Raw genomic sequence first — 23,380 nt, forward strand, 5'->3', positions numbered from 1 at the left:
CCGCACACAAAAAGCAAAAAAGTGCGTGTAAAAGTGATCTCCGCACACAAAAAGTAAAAAAGTGTGTGCAGGAGTAGTCTACCGCACACAAAAAGTAAAAAAGTGTATGCAGACGTAAAAACGCCTTCTTCTATGAGCGTTTTAATAATTATTTGCAGATACTTTATTTGAATCTAAAGGGGCAGAAGCAGATTTTACCTTTTTATTCTTTCTTTATCGTATTTTGAAATATGGTTTGTGGAGGAATGAGAATATTGGCTTTATTATGAAAAAAACCTTGTTTTTGATCGTATTTTTTCATAGCTATGATATACTAGGAACACGAGAAAATTAATGAAAGTGGTGCAACATGCTTACATGGCTTGAGAACTTTGATGGGGTCAATCTTTGGTCTTGGACAACACTAGCAAGTGTGGTAGATATTGTCATCGTTGCTTTCTTTATCTATCAATTAATTAAAATTACAAAAGGGACCAGAGCAACAGAATTATTAAAAGGCATCCTATTTATTATCATTATCAAATTTATTAGCTCTATCTTTCAATTACATACCACTGAATATATTGTTAATTTTATTATTCAATGGTCTGCGATTGCGTTAATTGTTATTTTCCAACCAGAACTGCGTCGAGGGCTCCAACATATTGGCCGAGGTAGTTTATTTTCTATTCGTAAGAAAACAAATCCTGTCGATGAAACTATTAATGAAATATCAGAAGCAGTTCATTATATGAGTAGACGACATATTGGGGCTCTTATTTCTATCGAAATGGATTCATCGCTTAGTGAATATATCAAAACGGGGATTCCTTTAGACGCTTTAATTTCGTCAGAAATTATTATTAATGCTTTTATCCCGAATACGCCTTTGCATGATGGCGCAATGATTTTAAAGAATTTTAAAATTGCTTCGGCTGCTAGTTATTTACCGTTATCTGAAAGTGCGGCGATACCTAAAAAATATGGAACAAGACATCGTGCGGCGATCGGTCTTTCTGAAGAAACGGATGCGATTACGATTGTTGTTTCCGAAGAAACAGGCGATATTAGTATCGCGCACAGAAGTAACCTTATGCCGGAATTATCTGTTGAACAGATGCAAAATTATCTCACAGAACACTTACAACCAGAAACTGAAGAAAAAGAAACAACAGCCTTTGCGGAACATATCAATAACATAACCGATATGATTCGTAAGGTTATGAGGGGGGATTAATATTAATTTTGAGAATCCTTGGATGAAACGTATATTTTCTATTGCTCTTGCGGTGGGTTTATTTTTATTTGTGAATTACGAAAATCAAACACGATTTCGCTCCAATAACCCAACAGATAGTGCAAGTATAAGCGGATCAGAAATTATTACCAATTTACCAATTGAAGTCAATATTGATAGTGACCATTTTTTTGTTTCGGGGATTCCTGATTCAGCGACTGTTCGAATCGAGGGGCCACAAGCGGTATTATTCCAAACCGTTGCGACACAAAATTTCACAGTGGAAACGCCTGATCTAAATGAATTGGGGGAAGGAACCCACCAAATTGAATTACAAGTAAATGGTTTATCCAGTGACTTAACAGCTAGTGTGAGCCCTTCTCGTGTCACCTTAACCATTGAGGAAAAAAGAGTGGAACAACATGAAATAGCGGTGGAAATTTCTGAAGACTTAAGTCTTGCGGAAGGCTATGAAATTGTAGAACCGACTTTATCAAATAACTTAGTCAGCTTAACTGGAGCTGCTTCTACGATGGAAAATATTGATAAAGTCATTGTTGAAATAGCTTCCGATGAAACAAAAATTAATGAAGATATTTTGTTGTTAGCTCCTATTCTTGTATTAGATAAAGATGGAAATCCATTGAATGTAAATGCCAATCCAAGTCAAGTGGAAATTCATGCACCTGTTGTTCGAACTCAAAAAGAAGTTCCAATTGTTTTAAGAGAAGGATCTGGAAAGGCTTCTGGCTACTCTTATGAGTTGAAGTTAAGTAATTCAGAGGCTGAATCGGTCACTGTTCGAGGAGAGCCAGATGCGATAGATGAATTACAAAACTTTCCAATTACCGTAGATTTTGATAATATTACAGAGTCAACTTTGGTGACTGTTCCTATTGAGTCATTACCAGAAGGGATTGAAGAAATTAATAAAGAGAGTGTTGAAGTTTTAATTGATGTAACGAATAATAAAGATAATTAAATTCAAGATGAATTGAAAATAAAGGAGTATTTTAAATGATTAAATTCGGTACGGATGGTGTTAGGGGAGTTGCAAATAGTGAATTAACACCAGAAATGGCATTTAAATTAGGACGTTTCGGTGGTTATGTTTTAGCCCAACATATTGAAGAAGACAGACCTCGTGTTCTTGTTGGAAGAGATACAAGAATCAGTGGGCGTATGTTGGAATATGCATTAGTAGCCGGTTTATTATCGATTGGAGCAGAAGTATTTCGTTTAGGTGTTATTTCAACACCTGGAGTGGCTTACTTAACGCGCCAACAAAACGCGACAGCAGGGATTATGATTTCAGCTTCACATAATCCTGCAGAGGATAACGGTATTAAGTTTTTTGGATCAGATGGTTTCAAACTTTCAGATGAACAAGAAAGGGAAATTGAAGAATTAGCGAATGCAGCTGGCGATGACTTACCTCGTCCTAGTGCAGACGGAATTGGAAATGCTGAAGAATATAAAGAGAGTGTTTTAAAATATGTTCAATATCTAAAACAAACTATTTCAGGAGATTTATCAGGAATTAAAGTCGTTTTAGACGCAGCAAATGGTGCAACCAGTCCCATTGTCAATCGATTATTTGCAGATTTAGAGACCGACTTTTTTGTAGTAGGCGATTCTCCAGATGGGTTAAATATCAATGATGGAGTAGGAAGCACTCATCCAAAATTAATGGCTGAAACCGTGACTGAAAAAGAAGCGGATGTAGGTCTAGCCTTTGATGGAGATGGTGACCGATTAATCGCAGCCGACGAGAATGGAAATATCGTAGACGGGGATAAAATTCTTTATATCTGTGGAAAATACTTGAATGATAATGGTCTCTTAAAAAATTCAACCGTTGTTTCAACAGTAATGAGTAATATTGGTTTTTATCATGCACTGGAAGAACAAGAGATTAAATCGGTTAAAACAAAAGTAGGCGATCGCTTTGTAGTGGAAGAGATGCGTGAAAATGGCTATAACTTAGGTGGGGAACAGTCAGGGCACGTAGTGTTTTTAGACCATTCAACCACAGGAGATGGCTTATTAACAGGTATTCAATTGCTTCATGTTCTAAAAGATACTGGAAAACCTTTATCAGAATTAGCGGCCGAAGTGACTACATATCCTCAAGAATTAATCAATGTCCGAGTAACAGATAAAGAGGCAGTGATGGAACATCCACGTGTTAAAAAAGTCATTGATGAAGTGGAAGAAGAAATGGCTGGAGACGGGCGTGTATTGGTCCGAGCAAGTGGAACAGAGCCTTTATTACGTGTGATGACAGAAGCCCCTACTCAAGAAAAAGTTACAGAATACTGTACAAGAATAGCTGATGTTGTCCGGGAAGAATTTGGATTAGAAGATTAGAGAAAAATCGCTTTAACTTTTTGACTTTATGTCGTCTTTGATCGATTTATTGTAGATGGATATTTTCTTAAAAAGGAGATTGTTACGTGAATTTTATTACACAAGATGTTCTCTATACATCAGGAGATATTAAAAGAGAAGCAAAAGCACAGCTACGAGGAAATTGGCGGTCAGCTGTGATTCTTGCGTTAATTCCCAGTTTATTTTCAGTCTTTTTTGTTGGAACGACCGCTCGGGATCCAATGAATCAAACATTAATTGCAGATTTAGTAGATGTATTTTTGAATATTATTCATACCTTTTTACTTCTTGGTGTGAGTTTTACATTTTTAGATTTTATTCGTCAGCGAATTGAATTTATTGATCCGCTTCAAGGAGTTATCAAAGCGTTTCGCAAAAAATATTTTACAAATTTATTATTGATTAAAGTAACCAAGTATTTTTATATTTTTCTATGGTCACTTCTTTTACTTGTTCCGGGGATTCTTAAAGCTTATTCTTATTCACAAGCTGAATATATCTATAAAGATATTGTGGATCGAACAGGTGTACAACCGACTGCGAAAGAATGTATGCGAGAAAGTGAACGTTTAATGAAAGGATATCGTTTAGATTTATTTACCCTTCACCTTAGTTTTATTGGCTGGTATTTTCTCGGATTTTTGACGATCGGTGTTTTATTTATTTGGTTGAATCCTTATACTTCAATGGCTTATACTGTTTTCTATGAAAATATTGCGGGTTCTATGTATATGTCTAGCGCAGATGAAGAACAAACAAGAGATAAAAATTATCGGGAACCGTCCGATCCTTATGAAGAGGTTGGACAAAATCCCGATGATTTCAGAGATTTTGAAGATTTTTAGAGCATGAAAAAAGCGTGAACCGCATTAAAGGGTTCACGCTTTTTTTACTTATTTTCAATTAAGAATACACTTACATCGCTTAAGATGATACAATTGTATACGTGAATTAATTCCTTCTTCTGTTGCCGCCGCCGAAAAGTAAAAAGAGACGGAAGACATTTAAGAAAGAAGCAATAGCTGCAGCAACATACGTTAAAGCAGCTGCACGTAAGACTTTATTTGCACCTTCTAATTCATCTCCAACCAAAATTTGCTCTGCTTCCAAAATAGATAAAGCGCGGTTAGAAGCATTGAGCTCAACAGGTAAGGTCACAATTTGGAAGATAAAAGTCAATGAAAATAAGATTAATCCAAGATTAATTAAGGTTTGACCAGCTCCAGGACCGATAATAGCACCTACTAATAAAATAGGAAAAGCAGCCGTTTGACCGATATTGGTAATGGGAACTAACGCACTACGCAAACGTAAATAAATATAATTATCACGATCTTGTAAAGCATGTCCCGCCTCGTGAGCAGCAACTCCAATCGCTGCAACGGATGTTGAGTCGTTAGTCGCATCAGATAGACGCAAGACTTTATTATTGGAATCGTAATGATCGGTTAAGTTGCCAGGAACCCGCTCAATTTCCACATTTTCTAAATTAGCATAATCAAGAATATAACGCGTGATTTCAGAGGCATTATAACCAAGTTTTGTATGCACGTCACTATAGCGATTAAATGTGCTCTGTACATAACTAGAAGCTAATCCAGAAATAGCTAAACCAATAATTACGAGTATATAGGTTGAATCAAAGTAAAAAGGATAAAACATAATGAAATCAACTCCTTCTCATATTTAATAAATTGAATAATTTCTTACATTTGTACCCATTATAGCACAGACCTAAGAATAGAAAATGAGTTTAGTTTGAATAAAGTATTAACAATTTTTATAAAAAGGATATTTTAGAAAGGACTATTGATATGAATCACACAAAAGATTTACTCCAACGTTTCGAAGATATTTATGGTTATCCAACAGAAAATCTCTACTTCTCGCCGGGGCGAATTAATCTAATTGGCGAACACACTGACTATAATGGAGGAAAAGTTTTCCCATGTGCAATCACTATGGGAACTTATGCAGTAGTAGCGCCACGAGAAGATAAGATGGTTTATGCTTTTTCCGATAATTTACCAGAATTAGGAACTTTTTCTTTCTCTTTAGAAGGTATTGTCTATGAAAAAGAGAGTAGCTGGACAAATTATATAAAGGGAATGCTATTATACATCCAAGAAAAATTGGGTAATTTCTCGCATGGTTTTGACCTCTTCATTTATGGAACGATACCAAATGGCGCATCCTTATCTTCATCCGCTTCTTTAGAAGTACTGACGGGCGTTATCGCCAATGACTTATATCAAGCGAACTTAAGTGGAGAGACCATTGCAAAACTTGGAATGCGGGTTGAAAACAAGTTTCTAAATTTAAATTCAGGAATTATGGATCAATTTATTATAGCAAATGCCAAAAAAGGGCATGCTTTATTATTAGATACAAATACGTTAGAATATGAACAAATTCCTTTAAACCTACCGGATCATAAAATTATTATTATGAATTCTCTCACTCGTCGAGAATTAGTCGATTCCGAATATAATACACGCCGCGAACAATGCGAGGAAGCTTTAGAAATGTTACAAAAAGTTGTTTCTATTTCAAGCTTAGGAGACCTTTCTGAAAGCGAGTTTGAAAAATATAAATATGCGATTACAGATTCTGTGGTTGCCCGTCGAGCTAAACATGCGGTATATGAAAACGTACGAACAGAAAAAGCAGCCGAAGCATTGAAAAATAATCAACTAGAAGCTTTTGGGCAATTAATGAATGAATCACATCTTTCATTGCATAAAGATTATGAAGTTACTGTTAAAGAAACAGATTTCCTCGTGCGTTCTGCTTGGAAACAAGAAGGTGTCCTTGGTGCACGTATGACCGGTGGTGGTTTCGGAGGTTGCTGTATTGCGATTGTCGAAAATGACGAAGTAGATGCATTTATAGACCATGTGGGTGCAGATTATGAAGAAGAATTTGATTTTGCACCAGAATTTTATATTGCGGAAACAGAAGACGGCGCACAAAAAATTTAAGGATGAAAATGGAGCGTAGAAATGAACATTAATCAATTAATTACAGGATTTATTCAAAAGAGTTTAAGCATTGGCGATTTAAACCCATTGGATGAGTATTATATAACGAACCGTTTGCTAGATCTTTTGCAAGTAGAAAGTTATGAAAAATCAAAAGATCTAACCGACTTGCCAAAATCTCGTTTAAAAATTTTAGATGAGCTAGTTGAATATGCAGTAGCAGAAGGAATCATTGAAGATTTAGCAGCTACTCGGGATGTATTGTCTTCTAAAATTATGGATCTAGTGACATTACGCCCATCGGAAGTGAACCAAATATTCTGGGAAGATTACCAAACGGCTCCTAAGTTAGCAACGGACAACTTTTTTGAAATGAGTAAACGTAATAACTATATTAAGACACGGGAGATTGCTCAAAATATTGCATTTACATATACTCATGAAGAATATGGTGAAATCCAAATAACCATTAATTTATCAAAACCAGAAAAAGATCCAAAAGAAATTGCATTAGCGTTAGAAAATAAAAAAGCTTTAAACTATCCAGCAAATGCTTTGGTTGTCGAAAATGAAGGATTTAATGGAAATCTCACCCATCCTGGACGAACGAATCATCGAATTATTCGAATGGACTTAAATGGAGACGAATGGGGCTTTCAATATTCTCCTTATGCTTATTATAATGAACATTCCATCTTTTTAGCGATTGAACACCGCCCAATGGATGTTGGTATTCATGCCATTGATAATTTGCTTGAGATCATCACCCAATTTCCCCATTATTTTGTAGGTTCTAATGCGGGGCTACCTATTGTTGGCGGATCTATTTTAAGTCATGACCATTATCAAGGAGGACGTCATCATTTTCCAATTCAAGATGCACCCTATGTCTATGAATTTGAAATGGCCGAAACACCAAATGTTGAAGCTGGTATCTTAAAATGGCCCATGTCAGCCATCCGTTTACGAGGTAAAGATTCAAAAGAAGTGGCTCAAGCAGCCGGTAAGATCATGAAAGCTTGGGAAAATTATTCGGATGAGTCTGTCGGTATTCATGCCTATACGGAACAAACGCCTCACAATGCGGTAACACCTATTGCTCGTAGAAATGGTGACTTGTATGAGTTAGATGTGGTCCTTAGAAATAATCGAACGTCAGAAGAATATCCAGATGGAATCTTCCATCCATATCCTCATGTACAACATATCAAAAAAGAAAATATCGGTTTGATTGAAGTGATGGGGCTAGCAATTTTGCCTCCACGTTTGAAAGATGAACTTTATGAAGTTGAAGAATTCCTTCTAGGAAAACGCGAAAAAGTGGCAGCTATTCATCAAGAATGGGCCAATCAATTAAAAGAAGCAAACCAAGAAGTTACTGAAGAACATGCAAAACAGATTGTTCAAGCAGGCGTAGCGGAAGTCTTTTTAGAAGTACTAGAAAATGCGGGAGTCTTTAAAACAGACGAAGAAGGACAAGCAGCCTTTATTCAATTTATTGAAAAAACATTAATATAAAAATGGTGAATAAAATGGATAAACAAGAATTATTAAATCAAGATATCGATAGTAAACGACGTACAGAACAAATAAAAATTGAACCAAATAATACCATCCTATTTATTGGTGACAGTATCACCGACGTGAATCGAGATCGTGAAATCGATGAGGATTTAGGACATGGTTATCCCACTTTAGTAGCGGCTCACTTACTGCATAAATACCCAAATTATGATTTAAAGATATTAAATCGGGGGATTAGTGGCGATAAAGTGAGCGATTTAAAGAAGCGGTGGGAACAAGACTGTTTAGAATTAAATCCTGACGTGGTGTCTATTTTAATTGGTATTAATGATGTTTGGAGCACCATGGATGCTGGATTAGGAGAGACCGAAGACGATTTACAAGAATTTGAAGATCATTATCGTTATTTATTAAAATCATTAGCACAAAGAACAGATGCCCGCGTTGTTTTAATGGAACCTTTTGTTCTCCCTTATCCAAGAGATCGTCAAAATTGGCGTGCTCATTTAGATCCTAGAATTGAAATCGTTCGTCGCCTAGCCAATGATTACCATGCTGCATTTATTCCTTTAGACGGAACGTTGAATGCCAAAGGAATTGAGAACGATTTTCAAACCTATACTGGAGACGATGGAGTACATCCCACATTAACGGGTCATGCTTTAATTGCGGATGCATGGCTTCATCATCTAGACCTATAAATGTTTAGGTTAAAGCATGTAAATATATGAAAAGAGAGAATACAGATTTAATTTTCTGTATTCTCTCTTTTAAATTTTAATTATTTTTTAAATGAAAAATACAAAAAGAAGGTTCCTATAATCAACAAAAAATTGTAGGAACCTTCTTTTATGATATAAAAAGTGTTTAGATAAAATCTAAATACTTGGTATTCCAAAAAAACAGATTATTTTTTAATTGCTTAAATGCTAATTTAGCGCTGTTTATTTCGTGTTATGGAACTTAATAATTAATTATGGACCGCAAGGGGATTGAACCCTTGACCCACGGATTAAGAGTCCGTTGCTCTACCGACTGAGCTAGCGGTCCTTTGTGTGTCGTTGATTAACTTCATGACAACTGTTAAATATTATAACGCTGCTTAGAAAAAATGTAAAGAGATAAATTTGTGTGTATCGAATTTTTCTTGTGGAGAGTGTTTTGACTCCTTTTTGTTCCCAGAATTTAATTTCCTTAGGCTTTACTTTCATTAAACTTTTCTAGCCACTTTAAAAGAGTCCTAAAAGTACCGTGGCGATGTCCATCACGCACAAAATCCAAATATAAGCGTGCAGAACTTTCTATCACGCATAAAAATAAAATAAAAGCGTACAGAAACCTTCTAAACGCACAAAATCCAAATAAAAACGCGCAGATCCTTCCATCACGCACAAAATTCAAATAAAAACGCGTAGATCCTTCCATCACGCACAAAATTCAAATAAAAACGTGCAGAGTCTTCCATCACACACAAAATTCAAATAAAAACGCGCAGATCCTTCCATCACGCACAAAATTCAAATAAAAACGTGCAGGACTTTCTATCACGCAGAAAAATAAAATAAAAGCGTGCAGAATCTTCTATCTCGCACAAAACTCAAATAAAAACGTGCAAGTGGTGTGCAATCTATAAAAAGCCATTAAAATTTTAGACAAACCTTCTTTTAAAGGGTTCTTATTTTTATAAAGGCATAAATTTCTATACAATAGGAAATATAAGAGAAATTGTTCAGTTTGTGTTTGAAGGAGGAGATTAAAATAGATTATCAAAAGCAAACGAAACGTCAAAAAACAGTAGGTCTAAGTTTTGCAGGTGGTGGCGTTCAGTCTTGGGCAGAAGTAGCTGCTTATGCGGATTTAGAAAGGCAAGGAATAGAGATCGATGCTGTGACCGGAACATCCATGGGTTCTTTTTTAGCCGCGGCAGTTGCTAGTGGTCTTTCTTCAGATGAAGTCTATGAAGTTATTTATGCTACCGACCAAGCGATTAATGAAAGTAGTTTATTTGGACCACAAGCAGTTTTAAGTTTATTTTCTTTACGAAAGCCTATGGGACTCGTATTAGTAGATAAACTAGCAGAGGTGATTCGTCCGGTCAGTAAATTATATGGGGAAGTCATGCTTTCTGATATTCCAAAGCCTCTTGCTATTCCAGCGGTAGATATTATTAGTAATCAATTGATTATTTTCTCAAATCAGCCGGAATATTTTCGACCGGTTTACAAAAATGCTAAATTTTACGAAGAGGATATTCCACTCGTTCAAGCTTGTTTAGCTTCAAGCGCTTATCCTATTATTTTAAGTCCCGTAAAAATAGACGATTATCAGTTAGTCGATGGTGGTTTGATGATGAATTCTCCAGCGGCTTTATTTTCTAAAGAAAAAATTGAGCATGTGGTGGCAATTCGTATTCCGATGCTAGAAAAAACGGGTCCATTAGATAAACGGTTAGATATTGCTTTGCGTTCTATCCGTATTATGGTTAAAAATCAAGAAGAGATTTTAGCTAAAAATGTAGATTTGAATTATTTTTTAGATGTAAAGCTTCCGGGATTATTTGAATTTGGCGATAGTAAACCAATTATTCAGGCAGGAATAGACTATGTAAAAGACCATCCGCTGGATACGTCAAATATTTTCGAAGAAATAGTGCCTAAAAGGGAAGAGGATGAGAAGAAAGATTCAGCTTCTTCTGTTGAGATTATCATAGAAAAACCTGTTACAATGAAAGATCAGATGATTGATTTATGGAATCGGATGAAAGCTAAAATTTAAAAGGTTATAAAGCAAAAAAAGAGCCTGGTCACTAGGCTCTTTTTTTAAAGAAAAAACAGACTATAAAATTGCTTGAATTTCATCTTGAAAGGATAAAGGAGTAGTCGTTGGGGCAAAGCGAGTGATAATGTTTCCCCGTTTATCTACTAAAAATTTTGTGAAATTCCATTTGATGGCTTTGCCAAAGACTCCTTTTGTTTCTTCAGTCAATAATTTAAAAAGCGGATGGGCTTCGTCTCCATTTACAGCAACAATTTCATGCATAGGAAACGTCACACCATATTCTGAACGGCAAGCAGCGGCTGCTTCATCTGCGGAATCAACTTCTTGCTTGAATTGATTTGATGGAAAACCTAAAAGAACAAAATCATGGTCTTTAAATTTATCATAAAGTTCTTGTAAAGCTTCAAACTGAGTCGCTAATCCGCATTTTGTAGCCGTATTAACAATAAGCATCGTTTTTCCTTTGTATTGATCTAAAGTATAACTTTCTCCATTTTCAAGAGTCACTTCAATATTATAAATTTCCATATGTTACCTCCAATAGAATTCGAAATCTGTCACTTTTTATAAACTTACCTATAAGCCCTATATCCTTGTCGTAAAGGATAAATACTGTATTGGTTACGAATAAAAGAATATATAGCTAAAAGAATTAATATACCTAAATTAATCAACGCAAGAATCCCAAGAGTAGGATAGGCTCCGGTTGTGTGTAATTCTTGATAAATACCAAAAAATGCCCAAGCAATTGGAAGAGAAAAAGCAGCATTTTTCACTTGGAACTGAACAAAAATAGCTAGTAGTAAAGCAACGATCATGATAATTAACGCCCAAGTATCTTCAGCCAGCCCGAAGCCATCCCATTCAATTTGAACAAGGTAAGCGGCTATATTAACCACCGTGGCAATAAATAACCAACCGGTATTTAATCCAAAGGTTAGTGGCAAGAGCCAGTATTTATGGTTATTTAAATGACGTAGCCTTTGTACAATGATCGCTAAACTAATCAAATAAATAAAAATAAAAATTGTCGAAATCCCAATTTGTAGATAAGAAAAGGTTACAATCCATATCATATTTGTAACAAAAGCGATCCAAAGAAGTGGAGTTATTCGGTCAATAGCGGCTTGATAATAAGAGTCTTTTTCCTTAATCAGCATCACAACTAAACTAATTAACAGTAACCCATAAATAACGCCCCAAATACTAAAAGTAAAACCAGCTGGCGTAATGAGCGTATGATACATATCTGAAACATCTTGCTGAGAAGCGTTATTAATCTTACCGGTTCCACCTAAAAAATTGACGCCTAAAGTTAACAATAAGAGCAAAATGTTGATCCACGCTTTTGTCTTTGTTTTCATATAAACCCCTACTTTCTATATTCTTTTCCAAACAACCAAACATTTCCCAGCTCATCTGCCAAAGGATCACAGATAATCACAACAAACGCTTTCTTCTAAAATTAAGTTTAGCATGCTTTTGTTTTAGTACAAAAGTTAAGCCTTGTAAGATAAGGATTCCTCTCAAAAAAACTGGAAGACCATAAGGGATCTCCCAGTTTCTTATGTTTATCCAATCAATTTAGTACAGAGTAAAGATTTCATCAAATAATGCTTCTTCAGCTTCAATCTGCGTTTTATTTCCGATAACGACGACTGTATCATCTTCTAAAACATTTTGAATATCGTTTGCTAATTTAGCTAGATCATCGACTTCGGTTGCAAGAATTTCTTCTTTTAGCTTCACAAGATCTTTTCTTGAAATATCATTTTTCAACCGACTTAAAGCAGCCAAACCTTTACTTTCAGCCGATTTAGGTTGTTCCAGTGGACTCATCGTCCCAATAATATATTTATTTAATTCATCTTCTGAAATCGATAAATTCTCTACATATTCTGGAAGATTTCGATAAACATCTAAAGTAGCGCGTAAGTTTGGATCACGATAAGAGCCAAGAGCAAAATTCCCATTTCTGCGATGAGTATAAAGAGAACCGTAAGCTCCACCTTTCACACGAATGTGATTCCATAAATAATCGTAGCGAATAGCCGTTGCTAAAACATTAGAAGCTCCAGTAAAATCTAAAATATTCTTCGCATCAGCGCCGATGCCCACATAATTCACATCTTGGGCAGTAACATAAGCTTCATTTTGTTTAATCCCTGGTTGATAATCAATCGCTGCGCCGAGCGGTTCATCGCTTAACCCTATAAAAGCATCTTGCAAGGTCTCTTTCACTGTCGCAACACGACTTTGTTCTCCCGTATATAAGACGTTTAAGCGATTTTTATTAAGTAAACGACGAAGTAAATGGGAGAGCTGTAAGCTTAAGTTCGTAGCTTCTCCTTTGACTTCTTCTCTAACAGCTTTTAGATAATTAAATTGATCAATCCCACCAGATAATTCGCCTAATTTAGTTGCAGGACGAATCTGACTGAGGGCTCGATTGGCGGCTAAAACATGCGAACGATTATTGATAGCCCCCTCAAAGCCTGAAATAAGCCGTTGTGTAATTTTACTAATTTCAAGTGTATCTGTAAAGTCTGTAGCTGTTACAATTTCTTTTAATAACTCAGCTAAGCGGTCAAAAGAGCCTTCCAAAGCTTTTCCTTTTAAAACAAAGTAAGGTTGAACTTTTCCTTCTTGGTCTTCAAAAATAGAAAGGGTTCCATAAATTCCACCTGTATGGGTATCTAGTTCAGTTTGTAATTTAGCTACATCATATTTTTCAGTTCCTAAATTTGATAATAAATTGCTTAGGAAACCTAAAGCTTCATATTCTTCAGCTTCAAAATCACGAAGATCAAAATATAAACTAACATAGTCAATTCCTGCAGTAAATTGTTCCGCATGGTAGAAGCTTGTTTCTGTATAAAAAGAAGATTCTGTCAAAGGATAATCAGGAACGTTTGTAGTTAAATCATCTCGTTTTAATGTTGGAATTTTAGCTAAATCTTCCGGTCTATCAGGAGCATCTTGTCGTTTAATCAAGTCTTGTGTATCTTTGACGAGCGTATTAATTTCTTCAGTGGATAAGTTTGATTTGAATTCTTGTAGTTCTCTAAGGACAACCGCTTCATTCTCATCATTTTTACCTGGTTCTGCTTTAAGTGAAATTTCAATACGGAGTGGATTGTTTAATAATTTATCTTCAATTAGTTTTTCGAAATAACCTGTATTTGCAAGTTCAGCCAATTGGTCTAAATATTTTGAAAATTCTAAGTTCACATAAGGATCTTCACCATATAACCAAGTGCTTAATGCTGTGATTGCATATAAAACACCTCGTGGGTTGTCTTCAGATATTGCTGCTTCCTTTGTTTGAAAGGTAATTTTATTTAGGGAAGCTTCAATTAATTCTGGATCGATGCCATTTTCTACAAGGCTTTGTAAAGTTTCAATTAAGACCTCATTGAATTTCATCATTTTTTGCGTGTCTGAATATTTTGCAGAGACAAAAAATGCTGTAGGGTAACCTAATTCTTCTGAACCTCCATCAATATCGCCTCCAATATTCGCATCTAGTAAAGCCTTTTTAAGAGGAGATTGATTGTTACCGAGTAGAATTTCTTCAAGGACCTTCAAACCAAAACTATCCAATGCCTGTGTAGGGTCTGCAACATGCCAACCAATGGCGAGATAGTCTTTATCTTTTGGATCATCGCCAGCAGTAATTGAATAGGAGTCTTCAAATTCAATTGCCTCAGGTTGGGAAAGGTCAAAAGCTAAATTGATCTCTTCAGACAGCTTCCCATGGCCGCTAAAGTATTCTTCTAAGTCAGCAAATGCCTGATCAATTTCCAAATCACCATACAAGATAGTGAAAGAATTTGATGGATGGTAATATTTTTTATGATAGTCTACAAATTCTTCTTGAGTTAAGCCAGGAATAGCCGCTGGATCTCCTCCAGATTCATAGCGATAAATACTATTTGGATAAAGTTGTGCAGAAATTTGTTGGTAGAGCTGACGTTCTGGGGAACCAAACGCCCCTTTCATTTCGTTATACACAACGCCTTTATAGATTAAATCGTCTTCGGGATCTTCTAAATGATAGTGCCAACCTTCTTGAGCTAGAATTTGGGGATTTTCAATAAATAAAGGTTGGAAAACCGCATCCAAATAAACACCCATTAAGTGACGAAAATCTTTTTGATTGGTCGAAGCGACCGGATAAATTGTTTTATCTGAAAAAGTCATCGCATTCACAAAGGTATTCAAAGAGCCTTTGATGAGTTCAACAAAAGGTTCTTTGGAAGGATATTTTTTAGACCCATTTAAAACCGAGTGCTCTAAAATATGCGTGATTCCATTATCATTGTATGGAGGTGTTTTAAAACCAATGGTAAACGATTTGTTGGGGTCATCATTTTTTAGATATAAAACTTGAGCGCCTGTTTCTTCATGTTCATATAAGTGTCCAGCAGATTGAATATCTGGTAAATCATGTTTTTCTACTTCTCTAAAAGTCATTCTTTCGCTTCCCTTCCTTTAAATCTAATTTATTAGCTTGTTCTTCCTATTTTCTCACAAAATTCTAAAAAATGCATTTATCTTTACACAAACGGAATAAAAATAGTCAGAATAATTTCTGAAAGTTTCTTTAACTCATTTGCGAAGCGGAAAGAGAGAAATCTACCATGCACCTTTAATCTGTGATAAAATAGGAAATGAAAAATAGATTAGGTCAAAGGAAATTGGAGTGACAGGAATGAGAATACTCGCATTTGATACGTCGAATCAGCCCTTGAGTGTCGCGGTTGTTGAGGGAGATCGAATTTTGGCAGAGCAATTGATTAATGTGAAACGAAACCATAGTGTACAACTGATGCCTATTATTGATGAGGTGCTAAAGCAAGCGAAACTCTCTTTGGATGATATAGATCGGATCGCGGTGGCTCAGGGACCGGGATCTTACACGGGTCTTCGAATTGCTGTGACCATTGCGAAGTCATTGGCTTGGACGAAAGGTATTGATTTGGTGGGGGTTTCTAGTTTGAAAGTGGTGGCTGGAAATCGTTTGGATGAGCATACGGGTGAGCTGATACTTCCGATTTTTGACGCTCGTCGTCAAAATATTTATACGGGTTTATATACAAGAGGAGAAGATGGAGAACTTCTTGAAGTTATGGAAGAAGTGCATGTGGCTGCGGAGCAATGGGCTGAGATGTTGGCTCAAAGAGAGTGGTCGAGTCCGTTGACATTAATCGGAGCGGATGCCTCAGCTTTTTTTGAAATTTTCCACGAGAAATTAGGGGATCAAGTTCGATTGGCTAGACCTGAACAACACTTACCGCGAGCTTCTGTGTTAGCTTTTCTTGCCCAAAAAGAAGAAACGACGTCAGCTCATTCATTCACTCCGACTTATTTGAAATTAGCCGAAGCAGAAGAAAACTGGTTGAAGGAGCATCCTGATTCTGAAGGAGGCAACTGGGTTGAGAAAATTTAAAGAATGGATTACTGGGAAAAAAGAGGAGGTTGAGTACGTGTTATTTCAACCCATGGTAGACGAAAGTATGCTACTCCAAAAAAGCTATCGATTAAAAAATGGAGAAGTTACGGAAGTATTTTTTGCGACAAATGCCGACTTAGAGGCCATCATTCAGATTCAAGAAGCTTGCTATGATGGAAAAGCGCCTTGGGGAAGGATAGCTGTACATAGTGAGTTGCGGAAGAGAACGTCTTTTTTCTTGATTAGTTATCATGTGGGCTTACCGATTGCTTTTATTGGGGTTTCATTGCGTCCAGAAAGTGTGCACGTTACAAATATTGCAACCATTCCTGCTTATCAAAAGCAAGGATTAGCCACTTTTTTAATTTTAATGGCTGCAGATATTGGGAGAAAACTTCAGCGAGTAGTCATGACTCTAGAAGTCCGAATGTCTAATGAAGGCGCCAAACGCTTATACCGAAAAATTGGTTTTCAAGATGGGAAAATCAAGAAAAATTATTACCATAATAATGGAGAAGATGCGTTAGATATGCGGATGAATTTAAATAAAATGGATGAGTACAATGAATACCAACAAATCAAATAATTACCTAAACATTCAGAAAATTCCATCAGATAAAAATCGAAAAGATTGGGCAGCGACTTTATATAAAATAGCCATGGCGGGGTTTAAAAACGAATCTCCGTGGGAAACCCAGCATTTTTATCATACGCTAGAAGCGGAAAATGTGGTGGTTTTCACAGCGAGCATCAATGAGCATTCAAAGGAAAAAACAATTGGTTTCCTTATTGCTTCTATTGCTTTATCAGAAGTGGATATTTATATGATTGTCGTGGATGAAGACTATAAACAGGGCCATATTGCTTACCAACTTTTTGAGCAATTGATTGAATATTGTCGGAAACGCGAAGTAGAAACCCTTTATTTAGAAGTGCGTGTATCCAATGTCCCAGCAATCGGTTTATATAAAAAAATCGGTTTTGAAGAAATCGCTCTACGAAAAGCCTATTATAGTAAGCCGATTGAAGATGCGATTGTCATGCAATTAAACATTTAAAGGGCTTTAACTTTTGAAAGAAATAGACTGTAGAAGAAATGTTGTAGGAGGGAGAAACGAAATTGTTAATATTATCAATCGAAACAAGTTGTGATGAAACAAGTGCGTCTGTTATTGAAAATGGCGATACCATCAAATCAAATATTGTCGCTTCTCAAATAAATAGTCATAAACGTTTTGGCGGTGTTGTCCCTGAAATTGCTAGTCGCCATCATGTAGAATATATTACGTTAATTATTGAAGAGGCTATGAAAGAAGCAAAAGTTACTTTTGAGGATTTGGATGCGGTAGCAGTGACAGAAGGTCCAGGTCTAGTGGGCGCTTTACTTGTAGGGGTGAATGCGGCGAAGGCGATTGCTTTTGCGCATGATCTACCGCTAATTCCGGTGAATCATCTAGCAGGACACATTTATGCAAACCAATTAATTGAGCCTCTTGAATTTCCATCATTGGCCCTTGTTGTGAGTGGGGGGCACACAGAACTTGTTTATATGAAAGAACACGGGGCTTTTGAAATTATTGGTGAAACTCGCGATGATGCAGCAGGGGAAGCGTATGATAAAATTGGCCGCGTTCTTGGTGTTCCTTATCCGGGTGGAAAGTATATTGATGAAATGGCGCAATTAGGGGAAGACACCTTTAATTTTCCACGGGCGATGATTCATGAAGATAATTATGACTTTAGTTTTAGTGGGTTAAAATCGGCCTTTATTAATACCGTTCATAACGCAAAGCAAAAAGGCGAAGAGCTCAATCACAATGACTTAGCAACCAGTTTTCAATATGCGGTAGTGGATGTCTTAATAGACAAAACCATACGAGCTGCTAAAGAATATCCAGTTAAACAAATTATTCTAGCGGGAGGTGTTGCTGCAAACTCCGGTCTTCGTGAGGGACTTTCAAAAGCGGTTGAAGAGCAATTAGAGAATGTTTGCTTAGTTATTCCACCGCTCTCATTAACCGGAGATAATGCTGCAATGATTGGGGCTGCTGCTTTCCTTGAACTGGAAAAGAATCATACAGCCAACCTTGCTCTTAATGCACAACCAGGGTTAACTTTGTAGACTAAATTAAACGATTATAAAAATAAAGAAGATGCAGAAAAAAATGACAAATAAATAGAGGTGAAGGAATGCGTAAGTTTTTACAGTTTATTATGACTGCTATCATTTTTTTATTTATCATGCCTATTGGTTACGTCGTTTCGGCTCAAGAAAATAAAATAAAAGATATCCATATTGATGTTGAACTACATGAAGATGGTTCAGCAACGATTCGCGAAAATCGTGAAACTGAAATGTATGAAGATACAGAACTTTATATTCAATTGAATAATTTACAAGATTCAGAATTGCTAGATTTTCAAGTGGAAGGTTTTACCGAAGAACCTGATTGGGATATCGATGCTTCCTTTGAAGATAAAGCCTATCATTATGGATTGATAGATGTCGATGATGGGTATGAATTAGCTTGGGGAATTAGTGATTATGGTCTACAAGAGTATAATGTGACCTACTCCCTTTCAAATATGGTTCGTGAATTAGAAGATGGTCAAGCTCTATTTTGGAACTTTGACACCTTCCTTTCTCATCCTACAGACAAAATGACTTTAGAAGTCCATGCTCCTTTTCCTTTAGACGAAGAGATTCTTGACTTTTATGGGTTTGGCTTTGAAGGACCGATTGATATTGTTGATGGTCATTTGGAATGGACCGGTTATGGACTAACGGACTCAAATGATGTGATTGTTTTAACTCAATTCCCATCAGGAACGTTTAACACCCGTTCAACGGTCGATATGACTTTAGCTGAACAAAAAGAGATGGCAACAGAAGGTTCTTCTTATAACGATGAAGAGCCCATGCCTACTTGGTTAATCGTTTTGCTTTCAGGAATGGGAATCATGGGTGTAGGAATAGCAGGAGGTTCTGCTGCTTACGGACTTAAAACTCGAAAAAAGCGTAAAGAAAACAATCATTTTTATTCCACAGAATGGATCAGTAAAAATAAAGGGAAGACTTCTCAGAATCCACCAAAGCTTAATGGAGATATTGGAGACTATGCATATCTATTGAAGAGAGTTGTTCTAGATGGTGGCGGGTTCGCCAATTATTTCTTTGCGTATCTTCTCATTTGGTCCTTTGAAGATCGCCTACAAATCGAAACCGATGAGAAAGATCGTTTCTTGTTAGGTCCTAAAACAACCGGCCAAATACAAATTAGAAACTTTAAAGAAGAGATTGAAATCAATCTACTATCCTTTGATGAATACGTTGATTTATTTGAAATAGGAGAGAGCACACTAGAAGAAGTTATTTGGGGAATCTTATTAGAAATCGCGGATCAAGATGGATTTATTGAAGGTAAAGACGTTACAGATTGGTCAGAGGACAATGCAGAAAGTGTCAATGATCTTGTTCAACTTTTAGATGAAGTCTCTCTAGATTGGCTCGATCAAAATGACTATATGACCCTAAAAGAGGAAAAAGTCTATGGAATGTCTGTAGATATTGAATCACTCACAGAAAAAGGTGAGAATACTGTTAACGAGATTATTCAATTTGATAACTTTATTAAAAAGATTGATGAATTATCTTTAACAGATTTTGAAAATTGGCAAGAACTTATTGTCTGGGCGGCTTTATTTGGTAAAGCGGAAGAAGTTGTTAAATATTTAGAAGAATTCGAGCCTAGCACTTGGGCTTATTTAGAAAAAACCTATCCTTATGTATATGGCCGTTACTATGGTTGGCATTATATGTACATCAGTAATACAACTGGGATGCAATCCGCAGGTTACTCCAGTACCGGTGGCGGAGGCTTCTCCTCAGGTGGGGGAGGAGCAGGCGCTGGCGGTGGAGGCGGTGGCGGATCCCGCTAATTAAGCAAAGCATAAATGAATATAAAGAGGGCTAGTGAATGGAAAGTTTTCCTTCACTAGCCCTTTTATCTTTTTATTCTGTATATTCGTCAAGTTCTAGATGAAGAATTTCCCATTTCTCATACAAATCTTCAAGGTCTTTACTTTTTTCGTCAAATGACTTTGATAATTCATTTAATGAATGATGGGCTTCTGCAGAAAGGCCACTTTTTAAAACCTCTTCGCTATTAGAAAGTTGATTCATTTCATTTGTAAAATTTTCTAAGTCTTCTTCGATCGCTGCTATTTTTTCTTCTATAGAAGAAATTTCGCGTTTAAGACGACGAGTTTGACGTTTTTGTTCTTTACGATCCACCCAATCCTGTTCGTTTTCTTTAGAGGAATGTTCTAAAGAATCAGTATGGGAATTTTTTTCATTTAAAACAGCTTGTTCTTTTGCTTGTTGCTGTTCGTAAAGTTCTTCTTTTTTATGAAGGTAGTAGTCATAATCACCCAAATAAAGAGTCGTACCATTAGGACCTATTTCTAAAACTTTAGTCGCTAAACGGTTGATAAAATAGCGGTCATGAGAAACAAAAAGCAATGTCCCTTGGTAATTGATTAAAGCATTTTCTAAAACTTCTTTTGAATCGATATCCAAATGGTTCGTCGGTTCATCCAAGACTAAGAAATTATCATGATTTAATGCTAGTTTTGCTAAAGAAACACGGGCTCGTTCACCACCACTTAACGTAGAAACAGTTTTTTCAACATCTTCTCCTCTAAATAAAAAACTTCCTAGAAACGTTCGAACGGTTTCTTCAGTCATTAGCGGATGTTCATCCCAAACTTCTTTTAAGACTGTGTTTGAGGGATTTAGATTTTCTTGTTCTTGTTCATAATATCCAATATCTACTTTTGTTCCATATTCAAACTCTCCGCCAACCGGGTCAATCTGTTTAACTAGCGTTCGAAGCAGGGTTGATTTTCCAATTCCGTTCGGTCCAATCAATGCAATAACGTCACCTTTACGAATATCCAAATCAATCTCTCGACTCAATACATCATTTTGACTATAGCCGATTGTTAGATCTTTTGTTTGAAGCACAATATTTCCTGATTGCCGCTCTGGGCTAAAGGAAAAGAAGGCCGAGCGTTCATCTCCCAACGGTTTTTCAATACGATCCATTTTTTCTAATTGCTTTCGTCGAGATTGCGCTCGCCGAGTGGTTGAAGCTCGGACAAGGTTTCGCGCAATAAAGTCTTCCATTTCCGCGATTTCTTTTTGTTGTTTTTCATAATCTTTGGTCTGCTTTTCAATATGAGCTGCTTTTTGTTTAAGGTATCTTGAATAATTTCCCTTAAAATAATATATCTGTCCATAGCTTAATTCATAAGTTTCGATAGTCAATTTATCCAAAAAATAGCGGTCATGGGAAACAATGACTAAAGCTCCTGTGTAATTAGTGAGATAATTTTCCAGCCAAGAGAGAGTTTCGATATCCAAATGGTTGGTCGGCTCATCAAGGATCAGCAAGTCTTTTTTCTGTAAAAGTAATTTGGCTAAAGATAAACGTGTTTTCTGTCCTCCAGAAAGGTAGGCGATAGGTTTATCATAATCTTCTTCGTAAAATTTAAACCCGTGGAGAACCATTTTTATTTCGCTGCGATATCCGTAACCATTTTGCTGTTCGAAAGTTTCTTGTAGACGGGTATATTCTTTTAGTAACTCTTGAAAAGAAGCTTCGTCAGAAGAATCTTCAGTCGCCATTTTTTGTTCAACAGCTCGTAATCGTTTTTCAATTTCAAGGACTGGAGCGAAGATATGTTTCATTTCTTCCCAGATCGTTCGATTAGATTCTAACCCTCCATGTTGATCTAAAAAGCCAATAGTTAAATCTTTTTTACGCATGACGCGTCCTTCATCAGGAGCTTCTATATTTGCTAAGATTTTTAAAAGTGTTGATTTTCCAGCTCCGTTTCGGCCAACTAAGCCAATACGGGCATTTTCTTTAATTTCAAAAGTTATACCATTGAATAATTCTTCACCACCAAATCGACGGGTAACATTTTGTGTTTGTAAAAGCATAATTAAAATTTCCTCATTTCTAGAATACTTCTTTATTTTATCACAATCTCGAAAGATTACCAATTGTGATCGTGAGGGATATCGCAAGGAAAAGAGTGCGAATGTAAACGCTTTGGGGCAATTTTTCTTTACTTATGTGAAATTGTGAAAAAAATGCCTGGATGTCTTTCTTTGTAGAATTTGTCTTGGTATAATGACTAATAGATAGAAACTATAATCTATGTTTGTGAATTCACTATATTTCATTTTATCGAAGTGATTTGAACATTAGAAGATATCAGAATAGGAACGGAGAATTATAATGAATGATAAAAAAATTCCTAAGGCAACTGCTAAAAGATTGCCACTATATTATCGATATTTAAAATATCTATTTAGTTCAGGGAAAAAGAAAGTTTCTTCTGCAGACTTAAGCGAAGCTGTAAAAATTGATAGTGCTACTATTCGCCGTGATTTTTCTTACTTCGGTGCTTTAGGAAAACGTGGATATGGCTATGATGTGGAAGATTTAATGAACTTTTTCAGTAAACAATTAAATCAAGAACAACTCACTCATGTTGCCATCATTGGAGTAGGTCATTTAGGACGAGCCTTATTAAATTACAATTTCCAAGGTCAAAATAGTATTCGAATTAGTGCAGGCTTTGATATTGATGAAGAGATTGTCAATACTATTTATGAAGGGGTTCCGATTTATCATCGAGATGAATTAAAAGAACAGGTAGAAGCCCAACAATTTGAGGTTGCTATTATTGCAGTTCCTGGACCGGGAGCACAAGAAATTGCAGACGACTTAGCGGAGGCAGGGGTAAAAGGAATCATGAACTTTACACCTTTGCGCTTAACCGTACCCGATACAGTTCGTATTTTAAATGTGGATTTAAGTAATGAATTACAATCGCTTATTTATTTTGTCCAATATAGCGATTCAATTATGGATGAAGACATGGAATAACTCATTAAATAAAAAATTTCTTCTTAAAATAAGAAGGAATTTTTTTATTGGAAAAATTTAAAGTGAGGAGTGA

Annotated in this window: 19 protein-coding genes and 1 tRNA gene; 14 read left to right on the forward strand and 6 right to left on the reverse strand. The window is 36.1% G+C overall.

Annotated elements, in window-relative coordinates; genetic code table 11:
* Positions 1 to 349 precede the first annotated feature (349 nt).
* From cdaA to BUB96_RS06195, 4 genes are all read left to right on the forward strand, one after another.
* The gene (gene cdaA / locus BUB96_RS06180; RefSeq protein ID WP_073297884.1) at positions 350 to 1,216 is read left to right on the forward strand and encodes a diadenylate cyclase CdaA; all 867 of its coding nucleotides are present in this window, start codon (positions 350 to 352) and stop codon (positions 1,214 to 1,216) included.
* A gap of 22 nt (positions 1,217 to 1,238) precedes the next feature.
* Positions 1,239 to 2,198, forward strand: a complete 960-nt coding sequence (locus BUB96_RS06185) for a CdaR family protein (RefSeq protein ID WP_073297886.1) — start codon at positions 1,239 to 1,241, stop codon at positions 2,196 to 2,198.
* Positions 2,199 to 2,233: 35 nt separating this feature from the next.
* Entirely contained in the window at positions 2,234 to 3,586 is a 1,353-nt protein-coding gene (gene glmM / locus BUB96_RS06190) for a phosphoglucosamine mutase (protein ID WP_073297888.1), read from the forward strand.
* 86 nt (positions 3,587 to 3,672) lie between these two features.
* Positions 3,673 to 4,452: a DUF975 family protein gene (locus BUB96_RS06195; protein ID WP_073297891.1), complete on the forward strand. Its 780-nt coding sequence runs from the start codon at positions 3,673 to 3,675 to the stop codon at positions 4,450 to 4,452.
* A 106-nt stretch (positions 4,453 to 4,558) separates the two neighbouring features.
* On the opposite strand, the gene BUB96_RS06200 is transcribed toward BUB96_RS06195, so the two are convergent.
* On the reverse strand, positions 4,559 to 5,269 hold the full coding sequence (locus BUB96_RS06200) for a zinc metallopeptidase (protein WP_073297893.1): 711 nt from the start codon (positions 5,267 to 5,269) through the stop codon (positions 4,559 to 4,561).
* 152 nt (positions 5,270 to 5,421) lie between these two features.
* Between BUB96_RS06200 and BUB96_RS06205 the strand changes: the two genes are divergently transcribed.
* From BUB96_RS06205 to BUB96_RS06215, 3 genes are read left to right on the forward strand one after another with little or no spacing between them, the layout of a single operon-like run.
* The gene (locus tag BUB96_RS06205; protein WP_073297895.1) at positions 5,422 to 6,588 is read left to right on the forward strand and encodes a galactokinase; all 1,167 of its coding nucleotides are present in this window, start codon (positions 5,422 to 5,424) and stop codon (positions 6,586 to 6,588) included.
* Positions 6,589 to 6,609: 21 nt separating this feature from the next.
* Positions 6,610 to 8,106, forward strand: a complete 1,497-nt coding sequence (gene galT / locus BUB96_RS06210; RefSeq protein ID WP_143274289.1) for a UDP-glucose--hexose-1-phosphate uridylyltransferase — start codon at positions 6,610 to 6,612, stop codon at positions 8,104 to 8,106.
* A gap of 14 nt (positions 8,107 to 8,120) precedes the next feature.
* On the forward strand, positions 8,121 to 8,813 hold the full coding sequence (locus BUB96_RS06215; protein ID WP_084136931.1) for an SGNH/GDSL hydrolase family protein: 693 nt from the start codon (positions 8,121 to 8,123) through the stop codon (positions 8,811 to 8,813).
* A 276-nt stretch (positions 8,814 to 9,089) separates the two neighbouring features.
* Here the strand turns inward: BUB96_RS06215 and BUB96_RS06220 are convergent.
* Positions 9,090 to 9,162 (reverse strand) — tRNA-Lys (locus tag BUB96_RS06220).
* Between the two features lie 690 nt (positions 9,163 to 9,852).
* Between BUB96_RS06220 and BUB96_RS06225 the strand changes: the two genes are divergently transcribed.
* Positions 9,853 to 10,887 (forward strand): patatin-like phospholipase family protein, encoded by a 1,035-nt coding sequence (locus tag BUB96_RS06225; RefSeq protein ID WP_159431726.1) that lies wholly within the window; start codon positions 9,853 to 9,855, stop codon positions 10,885 to 10,887.
* 60 nt (positions 10,888 to 10,947) lie between these two features.
* Here the strand turns inward: BUB96_RS06225 and BUB96_RS06230 are convergent, their stop codons facing one another.
* From BUB96_RS06230 to BUB96_RS06240, 3 genes are all read right to left on the reverse strand, one after another.
* The gene (locus tag BUB96_RS06230; RefSeq protein ID WP_073297899.1) at positions 10,948 to 11,418 is read right to left on the reverse strand and encodes a glutathione peroxidase; all 471 of its coding nucleotides are present in this window, start codon (positions 11,416 to 11,418) and stop codon (positions 10,948 to 10,950) included.
* A 44-nt stretch (positions 11,419 to 11,462) separates the two neighbouring features.
* Complete coding sequence (locus BUB96_RS06235) at positions 11,463 to 12,254, reverse strand: tryptophan-rich sensory protein (RefSeq protein ID WP_073297901.1); 792 nt, start codon at positions 12,252 to 12,254, stop codon at positions 11,463 to 11,465.
* A 220-nt stretch (positions 12,255 to 12,474) separates the two neighbouring features.
* Entirely contained in the window at positions 12,475 to 15,366 is a 2,892-nt protein-coding gene (locus BUB96_RS06240) for an insulinase family protein (RefSeq protein WP_073297903.1), read from the reverse strand.
* Between the two features lie 238 nt (positions 15,367 to 15,604).
* Between BUB96_RS06240 and tsaB the strand changes: the two genes are divergently transcribed.
* The 5 genes from tsaB (at position 15,605) to BUB96_RS10410 (ending at position 20,284) form a co-directional block, all read left to right on the forward strand.
* A complete protein-coding gene (gene tsaB, locus BUB96_RS06245; protein ID WP_073297906.1) occupies positions 15,605 to 16,342 on the forward strand; it encodes a tRNA (adenosine(37)-N6)-threonylcarbamoyltransferase complex dimerization subunit type 1 TsaB in 738 nt (245 codons plus the stop codon).
* On the forward strand, positions 16,329 to 16,931 hold the full coding sequence (gene rimI, locus BUB96_RS06250; protein ID WP_084136937.1) for a ribosomal protein S18-alanine N-acetyltransferase: 603 nt from the start codon (positions 16,329 to 16,331) through the stop codon (positions 16,929 to 16,931). Before tsaB ends, rimI (BUB96_RS06250) begins: the two co-directional genes overlap by 14 nt.
* Positions 16,909 to 17,403 (forward strand): ribosomal protein S18-alanine N-acetyltransferase, encoded by a 495-nt coding sequence (gene rimI, locus BUB96_RS06255; protein ID WP_073297908.1) that lies wholly within the window; start codon positions 16,909 to 16,911, stop codon positions 17,401 to 17,403. The genes rimI (BUB96_RS06250) and rimI (BUB96_RS06255) overlap by 23 nt, the downstream gene beginning before the upstream one ends.
* Positions 17,404 to 17,465: 62 nt before the next feature.
* The gene (gene tsaD / locus BUB96_RS06260) at positions 17,466 to 18,467 is read left to right on the forward strand and encodes a tRNA (adenosine(37)-N6)-threonylcarbamoyltransferase complex transferase subunit TsaD (RefSeq protein WP_073297910.1); all 1,002 of its coding nucleotides are present in this window, start codon (positions 17,466 to 17,468) and stop codon (positions 18,465 to 18,467) included.
* A 68-nt stretch (positions 18,468 to 18,535) separates the two neighbouring features.
* The gene (locus BUB96_RS10410; RefSeq protein ID WP_159431727.1) at positions 18,536 to 20,284 is read left to right on the forward strand and encodes a DUF2207 domain-containing protein; all 1,749 of its coding nucleotides are present in this window, start codon (positions 18,536 to 18,538) and stop codon (positions 20,282 to 20,284) included.
* Between the two features lie 73 nt (positions 20,285 to 20,357).
* On the opposite strand, the gene BUB96_RS06270 is transcribed toward BUB96_RS10410, so the two are convergent.
* On the reverse strand, positions 20,358 to 22,355 hold the full coding sequence (locus BUB96_RS06270) for an ABC transporter ATP-binding protein (RefSeq protein WP_073297979.1): 1,998 nt from the start codon (positions 22,353 to 22,355) through the stop codon (positions 20,358 to 20,360).
* A gap of 298 nt (positions 22,356 to 22,653) precedes the next feature.
* Between BUB96_RS06270 and BUB96_RS06275 the strand changes: the two genes are divergently transcribed.
* Positions 22,654 to 23,307, forward strand: coding sequence for a redox-sensing transcriptional repressor Rex (locus BUB96_RS06275; protein ID WP_073297912.1), 654 nt, complete (start codon positions 22,654 to 22,656; stop codon positions 23,305 to 23,307).
* Positions 23,308 to 23,380: the final 73 nt, after the last annotated feature.

The sequence above is a fragment of the Atopostipes suicloacalis DSM 15692 genome (assembly GCF_900129085.1).
Classification (GTDB): domain Bacteria; phylum Bacillota; class Bacilli; order Lactobacillales; family Carnobacteriaceae_A; genus Atopostipes; species Atopostipes suicloacalis.